We start from the raw sequence: 15,656 nt of genomic DNA on the forward strand, positions 1-15,656 counted from the left end.
GGAAGGTCAGTCTTCTATTTTGCGCGCTTCGGAAATCAGCATGATCGGCACGCCATCGCGGATCGGATAAGCGAGCCTCGCGCTTTCGGAAATGAGTTCATTGCGGGCGCGGTCATAGGCAAGGCGCCCTTTCGTCAAAGGGCAGACCAGCAGCTCCAGGAGCTTGGGATCGACATTGCTCATCCTGTCGTCCATGGCGGCGATCCTATTGCAGCACGTTGCCGCTCTCGCCCGATCCCTGGGCAAGAACGATCTCGGTGATGGCGATCAATGTTTCGGCCCGCGTCTTCAGGTCCGGCGCTTCCAGCAGCGCCTGTTTTTCAGCCGGTCCGAAGGGAGACATCATGGAAAGCGAATTGACGAGAACGCGGTTGCCCGCCCTTTCCACACTTTCCCAATCCGCTTCCAGCTGGTTGGCATCCAGAAACGAGCGGAATACCCGGAGCAGGTTTTCGCGGTCCACCGCATCCTCGTCATATTCGCCGGAAAGATCGGCGATGAAGGGCGCATGCCGGAAGCTGCGATAGGGTTTGCCCGCCTCCACCTCTTCCAGCAGGCGGAAACGGCACACGCCGGTGAGCGAAATGATATAACGGCCATCGCCGGTTTCGGAAAAGGACGTGATGCGGCCGAGGCAGCCGACGGCGCTCAGCGGGCCGCCCTCAAGCCCCGCCTCGATGACATGCAGGGCGGGCTGCACCATGCCGATGATGCGATGGCCGGCCAATGCCCAGTCGATCATGGCGAGATATCGAGGCTCGAAAATATTGAGTGGAAGATGGCCTTCCGGTAGAAGCAGCGCGCCCGGCAATGGAAAGACCGGCACGGTTTCCGGCAGATCGTCGTTCTTTACATATCTCGCATTTCCGACATGCATGGGAATCAAGCCCCCTGTTCACTGCTGCCCGGCCGGCGGATCAACCGCCACGGCCGGGATATGCCCGCATTACGAAAACAGTATCGCCGAAAGCTTCCTTCGGCCGGCAACGGTTGCCGGGTCCTTGAAGCCCCAGGCCTCGAAAAACTCCAGAAGCTGGCGGCGCGCGCCGTCATCGTCGAAGGTCCGGTCCTTGCGCATGACGTAGAGCAGATGGTCCGCAGCCTCGTCGCGCCGCCCTTGAGCATTCAGCACCTTGGCAAGCTTCACCCGCGCCTCGTGACGATCGGGATCGAGCGCGAGCTCACGCTCCAGCGCGACCGGGTCGCCGATCTTACGGGCTTCCTCATATTGCGCGATCTTTTTCGAAACGAGCTGAATGCCCGCATCCTCGTTAAGTTCCGCAGGCAGCGAAGAGAGCAGTTCGCTCGCCCGCTCATATTGGCCGGCGGCGATCATGCATTCGGCGATACCGGCAATCGCTGCCGGATTTTCCGGATCGGCCTGCATGACGGCGCCGAAAAGCTGCGCCGCGCCGTTGAAATCGCCATCCGCCAGAAGCTGCTTCGCCTCTGTCAGAACGGCCTCGATCTCGGCCTTGGGGTCGCCCGCGTCAGGCCCCGCGATCTTCTCGATGAACTGCTTGATCTGGCTTTCCGGCACGGCCCCCATGAAGCCATCCACCGGCCGGCCATCGGCAAAGGCGACGATTGCCGGAATGGACTGGATACCGAGCTGGCCGGGAATCGACGGGTGGTCGTCGATGTTCAGCTTCACGAGCTTCACGCGGCCATTCGCCTCGTTGATGACCTTCTCGAGCACCGGCGTCAGCTGCTTGCACGGACCGCACCAGGGCGCCCAGAAATCCACCAGAACCGGCTGGCGACGCGATTCCTCAAGAACGTCCCTGGAAAAACCCGCCGTCGTGGTGTCCTTGATGTGGCCGGAGGCCGCACCGTTCAGCTCGCCATTATGATGGGCGCTTGCGGTCATCTGCCCGCTATAGGAACCGCCGTAAGGATTATTTTCGCCGCTCATGCCGGTCTCCCGTAAACTTCTGTCATCTGTCTTATTTGAAGCAAAGATCGTATCTCACTCGCTGACTTTCAAGACAAGCGGCGCATGTCCGGTTGCCTCGAGAAAGCGAATGAGATCCGTGGACGCGATCGTTGTCGTCTGGTCGTTGGAAAGCGGATGGCCATTGACCAGCTCGTTTTCCAGAAGCCCGCTGTCGAGCACGAAGGTGACCTGCCTGTCTGTGTCGTTGATGGCTCCGAACACCGTCACCGAGCCCGGCACGACGCCCAGATATTCAAGCATCTTTTCCGGTCTGCCAAAGGACACGCGGCTTGCCGCACCGATGGTCTTGTGAACGCTTTTCAGATCGACGACCGCATTTTCCTCAACGGTCAGAACGAAATACTGATCCTTCTTGTCCTTTACAAAGAGGTTCTTTGTATGGCCGCCGGGAATGAGGTCGCGCAGTGATTGGGATTCGGCGACGGTAAACACCGGTTCATGCTGCTTCGTGGTGTGGGAAATGCCGAGTCCATCGAGAAACTCGAACAGCTCCGTTGCCGTCTTCTGGGAATTTTCCACCATATCCTGCCGCCTGCCTCTGCCGATTCCACTATCCTTGTTTCCTGATTAAGGGGGCAACCGACACTTGGCAACGCAGGAAAAAACAGCGGAATGAAAAATTCTCAATCATTTCCGCCGCTTGTCGCATTTCTCAAAGAAATTTTCGCGTTTTTGTCATTTCCCTGTTGCATTCCAAAATCGATTGAGCGATATAGCGCCCGTCGCCGCTTGGCGGCCCACGGTTCAGCGAACTACCCCGGACCGGTGGATTTGAGCGGGTGTAGCTCAGGGGTAGAGCACAACCTTGCCAAGGTTGGGGTCGAGGGTTCAAATCCCTTCGCCCGCTCCAAATTTCCCTAAAGATAGAATCATCATCAAAGTATCGCGGTTCGCGCATGTCGCATCGTTCCGCGTCGTGCGGCTTGAGACTCGGCCTGCGCAGCCCCTTGTCGGCAAGTCGCGACGGAAATTATTCCGCAAGCGGAACTTATCCGGAAGATGTTCGTTTCAAATCCGAGGCTCCTAACCTCAGTTCCCCTCTGATTGCCCGCCATGAGCGGGCATTTTTTTGCTGCCGCCCCTGGAACAGCTTATGTGCACAGCACGTTCTCCTGCGTTGTTCAACGCGGGGAAGAGCCATGTCCGCACATCCTGGAAGAATTCTCTTGATTGCCGCATTCGCCGTCTTGTCGATACCAGGCACATCGCCTGCCGCCGATATGACGGTTTATCGTGAGGAACGGGTTTTACCGCACAAAACACATCATCAACCGCAGCGGATCGAAAATATCTATTCCAATCTCACGGAAATGCGCTGCACCGAAAATATCGTATCCTATCGCTCCCCGTACGAACGGCACACGGAACAGGTCACGCTCTGCCATCCGCCATTAAACTGGCAAACAGGGCCATCAACAGCAACAATATGGTCGCCTTGATCTTGCCATAATTCATTCAATGTGCTTTTGTGCAGCCGCCCTTGTGGGAGGGGGTAGAGGTTGAGACCCGCTGGCTGCGTTTTGGCAGTAAGCGGGTTTCCCTTTTTTTGGGCTGTACTTTGTCACCACTTACTGGAATCTCTGGGAATATCCGATAATATCCGGGAACTGGCGAGAAAGCCTTATAAATCAGGGGCTTTCAAGCGTGCATGCGAGCGCCAATCAAAAACAAGTTTGACAGACTGGCGGCGCGATCTGCGATCCGTCGTGGCAGAAACGGCCAAAATTCGAGCGTCCCTCAACAACTCCTCAAAAACCACCCTATCGGTCTTTTAAGACCCCTTAAAGCCCAGAAAACCGGCCTTTAAGAATTCGGCGGCCTCGCGCGGATATCTCACAAACAAGCACGAATGACGGCCCCGAAGCTAAATTGAACATGCAACTGTCTTGCAAGTTCGAAAAATCCTGATTTTTTACAATGAAATCAAAGACAATAAGAGAAAGCCGCGTTGCGAGAAGATGCAACGCGGCTTTTTGCGTTAGCGCACCAGGCCAAACCGTGACGGACGCTCTGTTAAGCTCGATCTCCAGTCGCCGTCGAAGCCGAATGAAGGTGCGCCGATCGGCTCTGAAAACCAGAAGTCAGTAAATGCCGCGATGTCCGGCTCACAAAACCAGTGCGCTTCACCGTTGGCATCGACGGCCCACCACCGGGCGTTTTTCGGCGCAAGCTTCCAATCCACATTCACCATCTCAGGTCTCCGCTCCGCGAATGGAACAACAACGAACTTATCAGCTAGCGCCATACCCTTTACCTCATCTTCGGCGTTACTAATGTTCCTATTTTGTTCTCATTGCAAAATGAGTCAATGCCACCTTTGAGTGATTCCTAATTTATGCTCGACGAAGAAGAGAGAGCACCTGGCCGATGACGGAAAGATCATCTGCTACGTCCTCGCCGATGACCTCTTTGGGATAGCCATTCTGTTCGTTATCGGACCTTAGTTCTAGCGAGCCGTCCATGCGCCAGTTTGCTCGCTTTACCTTGATACCAGGTCCCACGCGGAACACGAAAACTTGGTCATCGACGATGTCGGTCTTGCTTTGATCGACGATCATAAATGCGCCGTCCGGAATGGTCGGCAGCATGCTCTCGCCTTTGGCTTCCAGCATAATGCAATTCTCAGGCTTTGCGCCGATGTTCCGCAGGAAGGCGCGGCTGAAGGCCACGGAGTTATGCAGACCATCGTCTTTTGGAATGAGACCCGCGCCAGCAGCCGCTTGAACGTCGTACAGCGGTATTTCCACCATATCGACGCCCTCGGTCACAGTCGCGGATTCGGAAAACATGTCACCTTGACCCGTCACGATCCAAAGCACGCTCGCACCAAAATTCTGTCGGTAAGCGTCTAGGATGGAAGCCGTTGGCTCTGTTTCCCCGCGTTCATAGGAAGCCAGCGTATTTTTGCTAACGCCGAGCTGCTCCGCAAACAGGTCTCTTTCCGGATCGCCGAGCTTTCGCCGCAGGTCGCGCAAACGCTCAGCGAGCGCCGTTTTCGGTTTCGCTTCAGGTCTAGCCAATAACTTTCCCATTAAACCAATAATCCAGTTTACAAAACCGAATTTCTGGTTTAATCCTTTCTGTGTTCGCAGAATTAATAACCCCAAAAAAGGAGGCCGGTCAGGGCCTCCCTTCTGGAAGGAATCCTTTATGCACCGTGTCTCTGACGGCGGCAAGATGAGCCGTGCCGAACGCCTTCGGCTGGAAGAAATTGCCCGGATTAAAGGCAAGCTCATCGTAGCCAAAATTACGCTTGCCGAGATCGACAAGAAATATTGCCTGCCCACCGGCACAGCCGGCAATGCCGTTCATGAGCCGCACGCGGCCGGTGAACGTGCCATCGCTGCGGCCCTGAAAACCCGGCCGCACCTTCTCTGGTTCTCCCGTTACATGCCCGATGGTCGCAGGCTTAGCCCGCAGCCTTCGGAGAACTACCGGAACGGCCGTCGCGCCGCCGAAGCGGAGCAAGCCGCAGCATGAAGCGTGGAACGGTTCGGGATCGCTGCTCTAGCCTGCCGCACATCGTGTGCAAGGCGCTCAATCGCCCCGGCTGTCAGACCCAATCTCTCGACCGCTCCACACCCCGACCATCGCCGATCAGCAGACCCGCCACAATGACGAAACCGCATGCCAATTTCGACAGCCCGATTTTCATTCCGGCCCGCTCGCGCGTGGTCCGGTGGGCCGAAACCCTGCTGATTTTTAGTACTGCGTTCGCGGGCGTTTCGGCCGCACTCATCACCATCCTCAAACACTATGGAGCAGCTCTATGAGCGTAGCAGTTCGCAATCATGTCGCCGTGCCCTTCTTCGACCGTGTGCCGCCGCGGGTGAAAGACGTTGTGATTACCACCTTCGACAACATCGTCGAACGTGGCCAGTCCACCAGAGAGGCCTACCATTTCTTCGAAAACGCTGTGAAAAAGCGCAACGTCGAAGGCCCGACTTTTGACGAGTTCGCCCACTGGCATGAGCGTGTCAAAAACGGCCTGATCGACCGCCCGCATCCGTCCGACGTTCTCGTTTTCAGCCCTGCTCCGACTCCGGCCTCTAAGCCCTTGCCCCAAGCGACGGAGAAGCCGCGCACCATGGCCTGCGTCGTCGATCTTGAAACTGTGGATGCCGAGCGTCTGCGGAAGGCCCGCGCCATTGTCGTTGCTGCCCATGCCCTCAACGAAGCGAAGCTGTCGGCCGGTTACAGCCCGGAATCGATCACGCTCGACGACACAGTCGTGCAGCAGGCTTTGACAGAGCTTTTGACAGCAGAAGCGGACGCCACAGTCATGGACGCCGATGTTCATATGACGGCTGGAAATAAACTCGTCGACCTGCTGCTTGGCGAAGGCGATGCAGATATCGACGATAAGCTTGTCGGTTGCCTCACCATGGACATGCAGCCCGAGCTTTGCCGCCTGCTTGCGCGCTCCGACGCCGACAAATCCCGCTGATTTCCCGAACCGTCGCTCTGTTACCCCCAGGGAGCGACGCCAGATGCCGGGGCGGCCTCAACGCCCAGCCCCACCGCCCCGGCATCGATCTGCCGCAATGCCGTCGCCGAGCGACGAACTCCGAGGTTTCGATGGTAAATCCCTATTCCGATGAAGAACGTTTGCAGGCGATGGTGGCGGCCAGCTACCGCGCCAGCCGTTCGCATTTCAACCACCTGCCACTCCGCCACATCATCAACCCGCCTGCCGAAATGTTCGATGCGAAGCTCGCGCGGCAGATGGCGATCTATGTCCTGCATATTGATTTCGGCGTACCGCGCCGCCGCCTGGTTGTGCTCCTGGGCGTTGCCCGCTGGACCGTCATGCAGGCTGTCCGCGTCGTCGAGGCGCGGCGCTTCGAACCGCTTTTCGACAAGGCTTACGAGCGCATCGCCGCCCGCGCCAAAGACACCTTTATGGAAATGCTCTACGAGGCCTCGGCCGGACAGGAAGCCTCCTATGGCTGAGTTCATCCGCGCCACCCTATCAAGCATCTTTGTCGGCGAGCGGCTCCGCCCGATCGATATGGATTATGCCGAGGCTATTGCCGCCTCGATGTCTGAACACGGGCAGATCAGCCCGATCATGATCCGCAAGACGCCTGCAAAAAAGGGAACTCCTTTCACGCTGGTGGCAGGCGGCTACCGCACCACCGCTGCAACGCTGCTTGGCTGGAAGGAGATTGACGCCATCGTCGTCAAGGCTGACGCCGTTGAGGCGCAGCTGCTCGAAATCTCCGAGAACCTCTATCGCAACGAGTTGAACCCGCTTGATCGCGCCATCTTCGTCATGAAGTACCGCGAACTTTGGGAAGAGAAGCATGGCGAGATCAAGCCCGGCCGTCCTTCGGAAAAAAACCGTAACGATTACGGAATTATCTTCTCCGGCGGGCGGGAGCTTTCCGAACGCGTAAAAGAGCGCTTCGGCTTCGGTCAAAGCACCTATGAGAAGGTGACCAGCATCGGGAAAAATCTCGATCCGGTGCTGAGACAGGCGGTGCGTGGCACCTCGGCTGAAAACGATCAGTCGCAGCTTTTGGCGCTCGCGAAACTTCCCCGTGAAGATCAGGTGAAGGTCGCAGCAGCGCTGAAGCATGAGCCGGACGTGAAGAAGGTTCTTGCCTTCACCAAGCCCCCCGCTCTAGTCACCCCGCCGCCCGCTCCTTCTCAATCAATCATCCTCACCAAACTGATCGCCGCCTGGGACGAGGCGAGCGAGGAAACCCGCGATAGCTTCCTTGAGCACATTGGCATGTCTGACGCGCCGGATGCCCTCATGGCTGCGATCCGCGAGGAGGCAGCATGAGCACGAAACGCGATCCCAACCAGATGGACTTTTTCAAAGAGACCGTTTTCCCGGTGCGCTCTGCGTCGGAACGTCTCGATATCGACCGCTTCCGCTCGACCCTGAAACGCGAAATGGCCCGTGCCATCCGTGAATGCCAGTACGACCGCGACACGATCGCGGCGCGCATGGCCTATTACCTCGGCCTCGACAAGGTCTCGAAGTCGGCTCTCGACAGCTATACCGCCGAAAGCAAGACCGCCCACGACATCAGCATGCCGCGCTTCAAGGCATTCGTTCGCGCCACCAACGCCTTCTGGCTCTGGGATGTCGTCGTTTCCGATGACGGCCTGTTGCTGCTCGAAGGTGACGAAGCCCGCCTCGCGGAAATGTCCCGCATTCGCCAAGAGCAAAAGAAGCTCGCCCAGGAACTGAAAGTTCTTCAGGCGACGCCGGTGCACATTCGTCGGGTGCGCAAATGAAGAAAGAATGGTTCACATCCGCCGAATTGGCCCAGGCAGCTTTGCCGGGTATTCCGAGCACGCGCCAAGGGCTTGAGTTGTTTATCGCTCGTTCTGGCGTGCGATCCACCGCGAAAGCCCGCCCGAAGGCCGGACAAGGCGGCGGGTTCGAGTACCATTATTCCTTCCTGCCTTCGGTGGCGCAGGCGAAGATCGCATTTCTCAATGCGGAGCCGACCGATCCGCGTCCGACGAAGCTTTCAAAGATGCTTTGGGACCGTTTTGAGGCCCTTTCGGACGCCCATAAGACTCTCTGCAAGACCCGCTTCGCCGTCCTGACGGAAGTCGAGGAACTGCGCGCTTCAGGCATCAGCATGAAACATGCCGTCGCCCACGTTACTCGACGGGCCGACATCGTGCCCGCCACCTATTACGAGTGGCGCAAGATGGTCGAAGGCCATTCCCGCCAGGACTGGCTTGCCGCTCTCGCCCCATCATTTTCGGGCAGCGCCAGCGGCGAGGCCACCGAGGTCACCCCCTGCCACCCAGAGGCATGGAAAATCCTGAAATCGGATTTCCTGCGGCCCGAACGCCCGTCGTTTAGCGCCTGCTATCGCCGCATGATGATGGTTGCCCGCGACCAGAACCTGTCGCCGATCCCTTCGGAGCGTTCGTTGCGCCGCCGCCTGGACGCGGAAGTGCCAAAGGCCGCGCAAATCATCGCCCGTGAGGGCAAGGACAAGGCAAAGCAGCTCTTCCCGGCGCAGAAGCGCACGGTGGCTCATCTGCATGCCATGGAGATCGTCAACACGGACGGTCACCAGCTCGACCTCTTCGTGCGTGCGCCATGGTCGGAAACACCGGTGCGCGTGATCCTGATCGGTATTCAGGATGTCTATTCGCGCAAGGTTCTTTCGTGGACGCTCTCCGAGGCTGAGACATGGGAGGCCGTTCGCACCTGTATCGGTTCGATGATCGAGAACCATGACGGCATGCTGCCCTACCACATCTACATGGACAACGGCCGCGCCTTTGCTGGCAAAATGATTTCTGGCGGCGCAAAAACCCGCCACCGCTTCAAGGTCAATGAGGACGATGTTGCCGGTCTTCTGAAGACGCTCGACATCGAGCCGCATTTCGTGAAGCCGCGTTCCGGTCAATCGAAACCAATCGAACGCGCCTGGCGCGATCTTGCCGAGGAAATCTCAAAGCATCCGTCCATGTCCGGTTGCTACACGGGCAACCGGCCGGACGCGAAGCCGGAAAACTACGGCAACAGCGCGGTGCCGCTCGAAACGCTCCAGCGCCATGTCGCGCAGTGTGTTGACGAGCATAATCACCGTCTGAACCGAACCACCGAAACCGCCCACGGCCGCAGTTTCGCGCAAACGTTCGATGCTTCGATCGCCGAACCGTCCACGATCGTCCGCTACGCCAGCATGGCGCAGCGCTCGCTCTGGATGCTCTCGGCCGTCGCCATCACGGCGCGTAAGCCGGACGGCGCGATCCACATGCACGGTAACCGTTACTGGAACGCTGTGCTTAACGAGTGGATCGGCAAGAAGCTGACGGTGCGGTTCGATCCGGCCGACCTGCACAAGCCGGTCAAGGTCTATGACCCGGAAGGCCGCTTCCTTTGTGATGCCGACTGCCTGGCTAAAACCGGCTTTGCCGATACGGGCGCTGCCCGCCGCCAGGAGAAGGCACGTAAGACCCACGTCAAGAACCTTCAGGCGGTGGCCAAGAGCAATGCGGCGCTCTCACCGATGCAGCTTGGCGAAATCATGGAAAAGGGCCGCAAGGCCGAGGCTGCGAAGCGTCCACAGACGCCGGTTCGTCCGGTCGTCACACGCCTCGTCACCGGCAACCTTGCACATGCGCCGGTCGAGGCAGTCAGCGTCGATCACTTCGAAGACAGTTTTGCGCGTGGCCTCGCCCGAGTGGCGGGCGGGGAAAGCGCAATCATCCAATTCCCTACCGGGAATACCGAGGCAGGCGGCAAGCCTGCCCGCAAGAGAAGAGCCGAAAAGTACTGAGTACGGTTCCAGTCCAACAGGGCGAAAAAAAATGAGCGACCCAAAGGCCGCCCCACAATTGAACAAAGGAACCTTTATATGAAAAAGACGACCAACACAAATACCGTGTGGGAACAGTCTCAACCGACGATCGAGTTTACCGCCAAGCATCCGGCTTCGGACGTTGCCGAGTGGCGCAAACTTACAGCGCGCACCGTTGACGCCGCCGCCACATACGGCTGGACGAAAGCGGAAGTCTCCCGCCGCACGGGCGTTCCTGATGGCACGTTTTCCCCTTGGTTTAGCGGAAAGTACATCGGCGTTCTTGCGAACGTAAACCAGCAGATGGCCAACTGGCTCGATGCTCTCGACGCAAGCCAGAACATGGCCGCCATCATGCCGGTGTCGCCACCTTTCCAGCGCACGACGGTCGGCCAGGACGTATACAATGCTCTCCTGTTTGCCCAGGTGACATCTGGCTTTGTTCGCGTCACCTTGCCCGCAGGCTCCGGCAAGACGACCGCTGCCAAGCACTTCGCTGCGACACGCCCTCACGTCTTTATGGCGACGCTCAGCCCGAGCACCAAGACGGTTCACGGCATGCTCGTCGAGTTGTGCGGGGCGCTCGAAGTGCATGAGCACAATCCGGCAAAGTTCGTCCGAGCCCTCGGTGCAAAGCTGAAGCGCGTCGGCGAAGGCTCGCTCCTGATCATCGACGAGGCGCAGAACGCGGTTCCGGATGCGATCAACCAGCTGCGCCATTTCGTCGACAACGACCATTGCGGTGTTGCCTTGCTCGGCAACGAGGATACCGCGACGGCCTTCGTGAAAGACCTCGGCCGTTCTGTCGCCAGCCGCGCCCAGGTGCTTTCCCGCTTCGACCGGCAAGTCCGCACGGCACGCAATCCGGTCGCCGATGCTGAAATTCTGATCAAGGCTTGGGGCATCGACGAAGGAACGGATTGCGCCACCTTCCTGAAGGGCATCGCCAGCAAGCCTGGCGCGCTTCGCCAGATCGACCGCACCATGAAGGCCGCGTCTATGCTAGCCATCGGCGATGGCGAGGAAGGCGTGCGCCTGGAGCACCTTCAGGCCGCCTGGAAGAACCGCGACATGGGAGACAGCCTATGACGCCGGAAAACCCTTCCCTCAAATCTCACCTGGATTATCTCGCGCGCATCTTCTCGGACGCCAAGAAGATGGAACCCGGTGAAAAACTGGAGCTGGATGCAGAGTCCGCCCAGACCATCCTGAAGACCCTTCGCGGCCTCTCACAGCAGGCCGGCTATCTTGAGCTGGAGCTTTCCATTCTGCGCGACAGCGAGGCCGGAAAGCTGCTCGCCAAAACCGCCGAGCAGCTCGCCACCGGCGAACTCACCGGCCTTCTGAAAAAGGCCGAAGGCAACATCATCCGCCCGAACTTTGGAGGAAAGAAGAATGACGGCGAAGCCTGACTGCGTTTCCGATTATCTGCTTCAGTTGGCGCGTGATTTGAACGGCGTCGTCAATGAGCGCGGCACCATCAACCTTGACCGGGTGACCTCTGCGAAAGTCATCGTTCATATCGGCCGCATCGCCGATCTCGCCCGCAAACTCGAAAACGCCTGGTCGCAGGCGGAGTGGAACCGGCGCGCTTCACAAGACCGCCTGTCGCTGCTGGCTGGCATGAACCGGGTCACGGCCGAAGTTCTCGGCCTGATGCAGCCCGACACCAAGGACGGCGGCAACGTCGTCCAGTTCCGTCCCAAGGCCTCCAATTCCCCTGCACCTTCCGCGCCGTCCGGTGGCGACGCGGCCTGATCCCCTTTCACATTAAAATATGAGGTTCAAACCCATGGAAGCTGTAATTCTCGAAGAAAAAGCGAACGCTGGCATCACCGTCGTCAACGGAAAGGAATATGTCACCAACGCAGACGGCGGCCTGACGCCGCTTGCCCTGGTGAAGGCAGAAGACTTCCTTGAGGACCAGATGGTCCGCAAGATTATCGGTTTCGCCAAGCCGCTTTCGGCTGAATTGGCACGCTTCAAAGCGCACACCCGCGCCGATATCGCCGAGTTCGATCGTAACCTTGAGGCCAAATACGGCCTCGTCAAACGCGGTCGCGCCGGGGCAGGAAACCAGAAATACCGCACGATCGACGGGCTGATGTCTGTCGAGACCCGCGTCAACAAGCTCATCGAGTTCGGGCCGCAGTTGCAGGTCGCGAAGGGTCTGATCGACGAATGCCTGAACGAATGGACGGAAGACGGCCGTGCCGAAATCCGTGGCCTCGTCACCCGCGCCTTCAATGTCGATCAGGCCGGGAAGATCAGCAAGGATGCCGTCTTCGAACTCTTCAAGATCGAAAGCGACGATCCACGCTGGATGAAGGCGATGGACGCCATCAATGCGGCCGTGCGGGTGATCGGCTCGAAAGAGTACCTGCATTTCAGCTTCCGGGAATCGCATGATGCGGAGTGGGTCCGCATTTCCCTCAACATTGCCGACGCGTGAGGATTGTACGATGGCACGAATTTACGTCGCTTCTTCGTGGCGCAACCCTCATCAGCCGATGATCGTCGATCTTCTCCGCGACAACGGGCATGAGGTCTACGACTTCCGCAATCCGCCTCATAACACGGGTTTCGCGTGGCATCAGATCGGTCTTGTTGTGCCTTGTAAGGCCGAGGACTACCGCAATGCCCTGTTGACGCACCCGCGTGCGGCACAGGGTTTCATGTCTGATTTCGCAGCGATGCGGTGGGCAGACACCTGCCTGCTGGTACTGCCCTGCGGTCGCAGCGCTCACCTTGAGCTTGGCTGGATGGCCGGCGCTGGGAAGCGCACCCTCATTCTCACCCAGGACGGCGAAGAGCCGGAACTCATGGCTCTGCTGGCGGACACTATCTGCATCAATGCCGAGGAAGTCTTGATCGAACTCCGGAAAGGGGGAATGCCGACTCCGCCTGTGTCGGAGATCGACAGGCTTGAGACCCGCCTGAAAAGCCTCATCAGCGAAAACCCTGAGAAAGCCCGTCTGGCGGCAGGCCGCGAGGAATTGCGCATGTGGTTCCTCGCCGAGTTGCTCGCCGTCGCCAGCGGCCGCACACCTCTCACCGAGATTGAGGCCATAGTGTCGCGGCACCTGACGCCGGCGAAGGGCGGTGCTGCGTGACCAGCATCTATTTCTCCGACGCCACCCTGAAATCCTTTTCCGCCGCAACCAAGGGCGGAAAGTCCACGATCAAGATCGAGATCGAAACGGCCGACCGTTACCAGATGGCCAGCATTCTCAACCAGCTCGATGAGATCGAGGCAGAGCAGAAGGCGGCAAAAACGCCTCGCAAAGCTTCTTCCAAGAACACGGATGCGCCCTTGCTGGCGCTTCCGGCTCCCCTGAAGCAGATCAGCTATCACGGTGACGACCATGAATGACCCTATCGCCAAGGCGAAGGCCGAGGAGGCCCGACAGTCGCAGATACTCGCCGATGCGATCCACAAGGCCATTATCGAGACAGGCGAACAATTCGAGGTCCCGATCCTCAATGCGGTTGGTGGCGCGCTTGCCACCAATATCGCGGAGGTTCTGGCCTCAATACCCGACCGCCGTCACCGCAAGATGTTCCGTGACCATCTTGATCGCGCTGTTTCTCACGCGCTCGCTCAGGCCGCCACACGGCCGATGGCCCCTGTTGAGACAATCATCGTCGGGGGTGTTCGCCAGTGACGGGTAAACGCCAAATCCCTGCGGCCTTCACTAAAGGCCATGTGCTCTGCTCTCCATCAGGAAAGCTTCAGCCGAACACATGGAGCGAGACCGCCGCCAAGGCGATCGCATCCAAGTACCGCAAACGCGAGACGTGGGAAAAGGCGCAACGCCGGGGCTGGTCCGTCCAGTTCGTCTACGTGCGCTTTTTCATCCCGGTTTTCAAAGCCACCTACACAACCACCGAAATCAGCGAGGCCTATGATGTCGAGGACATTTGACGCCGACCATCTTCTGTCGGTCCTAATCGAGTTTTATCAGCAGGAGGAACATTTCATCCTGCACAAAGAGGGCAAAATCTATGCCCGCATCATCGTGACCGAAGATGAGCAGGGTCCAATCCCGTTTCATGGAAAGTTCAATATCTGCCTGACTGACATAGCCGTTCACCTTGCGGAAAGGATGTCGAAATGAGCAAAACCATTGCCGCCATCAAGATCGAGCAGAAGAAACTCGGCCTCGACGATTTCGCCTATCGCGCCAAACTCCACATTCTGACTGGCAAGACATCCACCAAGGACATGACCGAGGCCGAGCGGCAGAAGGTTCTCGTCAGCTTGCGAGGCAGTGCCGCGAGGCCCGCGCCGGTTCGCCAGGACGGTCGCGACGGCAAGCGCAAACTTTCTGGCAAGTACTTGCCGAAGATGCGGGCGCTCTGGATCGCCTGTTACAATCTCGGCGTGATCGACGATCGCCGCGACAGCGCACTGGAAGCCTTCGCAATGGGCAGGCAGTTGCCGAACATTTCGGATATGCGTTTCGTTCACAAGCCAGAGGACGCCGCCAGCATCGTCGAGGCGATGAAGGGAATGCTGGCGCGGGCCGGTGTTGTCTGGGCCGATCGCCTGCCGTGCGAGCCTTACGAGAAAAGCCCCGGCTACAAGATCGCCCGCGCACAATGGTCGATCCTGCATCCGACCGAGCCGAATGCCTTCTGGCAGGCCGTCACGCACATCGTCACGGAAAGCATCAGCTACAGAAATTTGAGCGATGCCGAGTGGATAACGGTGATGAACCATTTCGGGCCGCAGGTTCGCCGGCTGAAGAAGGCTCAAAAGTGATGACCGGGAACATCACTCCCCTGAATGGCATGCCGCTCTTTGGCTGGCCGGACCAGCGGGAGATTGATGTTCTTCAGAACCGGCGTGACCAACTGGCGGAAAGGATCGCCAAGCTGCCGCGCTTTTCGCACCGACGTATCGAGCTGGAAGCACGCCTGAGGGCGCTGACCGAAGAGCAGCTCATCATTTCGAACAGGATTACCCGTGGCCGAAGACCTCACCCTTGATCTGTTATCGACGCTTGGCGAAGATGGCTTCTTCTCTCTGGTCGAGGCGCATGCCGGCGTCAGGCTTTATGTTCCGTCTGATCCGGAGCGTAGCGAACTTTCCTCGACGATCGGGGTTGATGCCGCATACCGTCTAGCCAAAGCATATCCGGGCGGATATATAAGGGTGCCTCTGGCACGCGAGTTTCGCGCCCGCCGCTATGTCGATGCCGAAATGAGCAACCGCGATATTGCCAAAAGGCTCGGTTTGACCGAAAGCGGTGTCGAAAGACTTTTGAAGCGCGCCCGAAAACGGGAGCCACTCAAGTCCAGGCGAAAGACAGACCCCCGCCAGATGGAAATGTTTTAAAGGCCCGCCCGCAATGGCGGGCCTGATTTGTTTCAGGCCCAAACTCTAATTTGCCCCCATATCGGCCCGC

The 15,656-nt window shown here is 58.5% G+C and carries 25 protein-coding genes and 1 tRNA gene; 20 read left to right on the top strand and 6 right to left on the bottom strand.

The window, feature by feature from the left end:
- Positions 1-6 precede the first annotated feature (6 nt).
- The 4 genes from L904_RS25910 to L904_RS25925 form a co-directional block, all read right to left on the bottom strand.
- Positions 7-195, bottom strand: a complete 189-nt coding sequence (locus L904_RS25910; RefSeq protein WP_003523265.1) for a Trm112 family protein — start codon at positions 193-195, stop codon at positions 7-9.
- Positions 196-205: 10 nt separating this feature from the next.
- Complete coding sequence (locus L904_RS25915; RefSeq protein WP_020808696.1) at positions 206-877, bottom strand: LON peptidase substrate-binding domain-containing protein; 672 nt, start codon at positions 875-877, stop codon at positions 206-208.
- A gap of 69 nt (positions 878-946) precedes the next feature.
- Positions 947-1,915: a thioredoxin gene (gene trxA / locus L904_RS25920; RefSeq protein ID WP_035261692.1), complete on the bottom strand. Its 969-nt coding sequence runs from the start codon at positions 1,913-1,915 to the stop codon at positions 947-949.
- Between the two features lie 54 nt (positions 1,916-1,969).
- Positions 1,970-2,479 carry a prolyl-tRNA synthetase associated domain-containing protein gene (locus tag L904_RS25925; RefSeq protein ID WP_020808694.1) on the bottom strand — a complete coding sequence of 170 codons (510 nt, stop codon included), beginning with the start codon at positions 2,477-2,479 and terminating at the stop codon, positions 1,970-1,972.
- A gap of 253 nt (positions 2,480-2,732) precedes the next feature.
- Between L904_RS25925 and L904_RS25930 the strand changes: the two genes are divergently transcribed.
- Both L904_RS25930 and L904_RS28010 read left to right on the top strand, forming a co-directional pair.
- A tRNA-Gly gene (locus L904_RS25930) sits at positions 2,733-2,807 on the top strand.
- A gap of 289 nt (positions 2,808-3,096) precedes the next feature.
- On the top strand, positions 3,097-3,396 hold the full coding sequence (locus tag L904_RS28010) for a hypothetical protein (protein WP_155272863.1): 300 nt from the start codon (positions 3,097-3,099) through the stop codon (positions 3,394-3,396).
- Positions 3,397-3,935: 539 nt separating this feature from the next.
- Here the strand turns inward: L904_RS28010 and L904_RS25935 are convergent.
- On the bottom strand, positions 3,936-4,148 hold the full coding sequence (locus tag L904_RS25935) for a hypothetical protein (RefSeq protein ID WP_035261701.1): 213 nt from the start codon (positions 4,146-4,148) through the stop codon (positions 3,936-3,938).
- 142 nt (positions 4,149-4,290) lie between these two features.
- Positions 4,291-4,977 carry an XRE family transcriptional regulator gene (locus L904_RS25940; protein ID WP_035261687.1) on the bottom strand — a complete coding sequence of 229 codons (687 nt, stop codon included), beginning with the start codon at positions 4,975-4,977 and terminating at the stop codon, positions 4,291-4,293.
- A gap of 130 nt (positions 4,978-5,107) precedes the next feature.
- Here L904_RS25940 and L904_RS25945 point away from each other — a divergent pair, with 130 nt between their 5' ends.
- The 18 genes from L904_RS25945 to L904_RS26030 all read left to right on the top strand — a co-directional run bounded on the left by L904_RS25945 (position 5,108) and on the right by L904_RS26030 (position 15,586).
- Positions 5,108-5,437: a helix-turn-helix domain-containing protein gene (locus L904_RS25945; RefSeq protein ID WP_035261684.1), complete on the top strand. Its 330-nt coding sequence runs from the start codon at positions 5,108-5,110 to the stop codon at positions 5,435-5,437.
- Positions 5,438-5,571: 134 nt separating this feature from the next.
- Complete coding sequence (locus tag L904_RS28015) at positions 5,572-5,730, top strand: hypothetical protein (protein ID WP_155272862.1); 159 nt, start codon at positions 5,572-5,574, stop codon at positions 5,728-5,730.
- Complete coding sequence (locus L904_RS25950; RefSeq protein WP_035261681.1) at positions 5,727-6,404, top strand: hypothetical protein; 678 nt, start codon at positions 5,727-5,729, stop codon at positions 6,402-6,404. Before L904_RS28015 ends, L904_RS25950 begins: the two co-directional genes overlap by 4 nt.
- 131 nt (positions 6,405-6,535) lie before the next feature.
- Complete coding sequence (locus tag L904_RS25955) at positions 6,536-6,910, top strand: hypothetical protein (protein ID WP_051671868.1); 375 nt, start codon at positions 6,536-6,538, stop codon at positions 6,908-6,910.
- On the top strand, positions 6,903-7,748 hold the full coding sequence (locus L904_RS25960; protein ID WP_059762475.1) for a ParB N-terminal domain-containing protein: 846 nt from the start codon (positions 6,903-6,905) through the stop codon (positions 7,746-7,748). Before L904_RS25955 ends, L904_RS25960 begins: the two co-directional genes overlap by 8 nt.
- Positions 7,745-8,209, top strand: a complete 465-nt coding sequence (locus tag L904_RS25965; RefSeq protein ID WP_035222383.1) for a hypothetical protein — start codon at positions 7,745-7,747, stop codon at positions 8,207-8,209. Before L904_RS25960 ends, L904_RS25965 begins: the two co-directional genes overlap by 4 nt.
- Positions 8,206-10,224, top strand: a complete 2,019-nt coding sequence (locus L904_RS25970) for a transposase domain-containing protein (RefSeq protein WP_035261565.1) — start codon at positions 8,206-8,208, stop codon at positions 10,222-10,224. The genes L904_RS25965 and L904_RS25970 overlap by 4 nt, the downstream gene beginning before the upstream one ends.
- A gap of 78 nt (positions 10,225-10,302) precedes the next feature.
- Complete coding sequence (locus tag L904_RS25975) at positions 10,303-11,334, top strand: AAA family ATPase (RefSeq protein WP_035261566.1); 1,032 nt, start codon at positions 10,303-10,305, stop codon at positions 11,332-11,334.
- Positions 11,331-11,657: a hypothetical protein gene (locus L904_RS25980; protein ID WP_035261567.1), complete on the top strand. Its 327-nt coding sequence runs from the start codon at positions 11,331-11,333 to the stop codon at positions 11,655-11,657. Before L904_RS25975 ends, L904_RS25980 begins: the two co-directional genes overlap by 4 nt.
- Positions 11,641-12,003, top strand: a complete 363-nt coding sequence (locus L904_RS25985; protein ID WP_035261568.1) for a hypothetical protein — start codon at positions 11,641-11,643, stop codon at positions 12,001-12,003. The genes L904_RS25980 and L904_RS25985 overlap by 17 nt, the downstream gene beginning before the upstream one ends.
- A 34-nt stretch (positions 12,004-12,037) precedes the next feature.
- Complete coding sequence (locus L904_RS25990; protein WP_035261569.1) at positions 12,038-12,697, top strand: DUF3164 family protein; 660 nt, start codon at positions 12,038-12,040, stop codon at positions 12,695-12,697.
- Positions 12,698-12,707: 10 nt separating this feature from the next.
- Entirely contained in the window at positions 12,708-13,358 is a 651-nt protein-coding gene (locus L904_RS28495; RefSeq protein WP_245285019.1) for a hypothetical protein, read from the top strand.
- Positions 13,355-13,618: a hypothetical protein gene (locus L904_RS26000; protein ID WP_035261570.1), complete on the top strand. Its 264-nt coding sequence runs from the start codon at positions 13,355-13,357 to the stop codon at positions 13,616-13,618. Before L904_RS28495 ends, L904_RS26000 begins: the two co-directional genes overlap by 4 nt.
- Complete coding sequence (locus L904_RS26005; RefSeq protein ID WP_035261571.1) at positions 13,611-13,910, top strand: hypothetical protein; 300 nt, start codon at positions 13,611-13,613, stop codon at positions 13,908-13,910. Before L904_RS26000 ends, L904_RS26005 begins: the two co-directional genes overlap by 8 nt.
- A complete protein-coding gene (locus tag L904_RS26010; RefSeq protein WP_035261572.1) occupies positions 13,907-14,170 on the top strand; it encodes a hypothetical protein in 264 nt (87 codons plus the stop codon). Before L904_RS26005 ends, L904_RS26010 begins: the two co-directional genes overlap by 4 nt.
- A 189-nt stretch (positions 14,171-14,359) precedes the next feature.
- The gene (locus L904_RS26020) at positions 14,360-15,010 is read left to right on the top strand and encodes a regulatory protein GemA (RefSeq protein ID WP_035261576.1); all 651 of its coding nucleotides are present in this window, start codon (positions 14,360-14,362) and stop codon (positions 15,008-15,010) included.
- Entirely contained in the window at positions 15,010-15,237 is a 228-nt protein-coding gene (locus L904_RS26025; protein WP_035261580.1) for a hypothetical protein, read from the top strand. Before L904_RS26020 ends, L904_RS26025 begins: the two co-directional genes overlap by 1 nt.
- Complete coding sequence (locus tag L904_RS26030; RefSeq protein ID WP_035261583.1) at positions 15,215-15,586, top strand: sigma factor-like helix-turn-helix DNA-binding protein; 372 nt, start codon at positions 15,215-15,217, stop codon at positions 15,584-15,586. The genes L904_RS26025 and L904_RS26030 overlap by 23 nt, the downstream gene beginning before the upstream one ends.
- Positions 15,587-15,656: the final 70 nt, after the last annotated feature.

Origin of the sequence: Agrobacterium sp. LY4 (assembly GCF_001526585.1) — a bacterium.
GTDB classification, from domain to species: Bacteria; Pseudomonadota; Alphaproteobacteria; order Rhizobiales; family Rhizobiaceae; genus Agrobacterium; species Agrobacterium leguminum.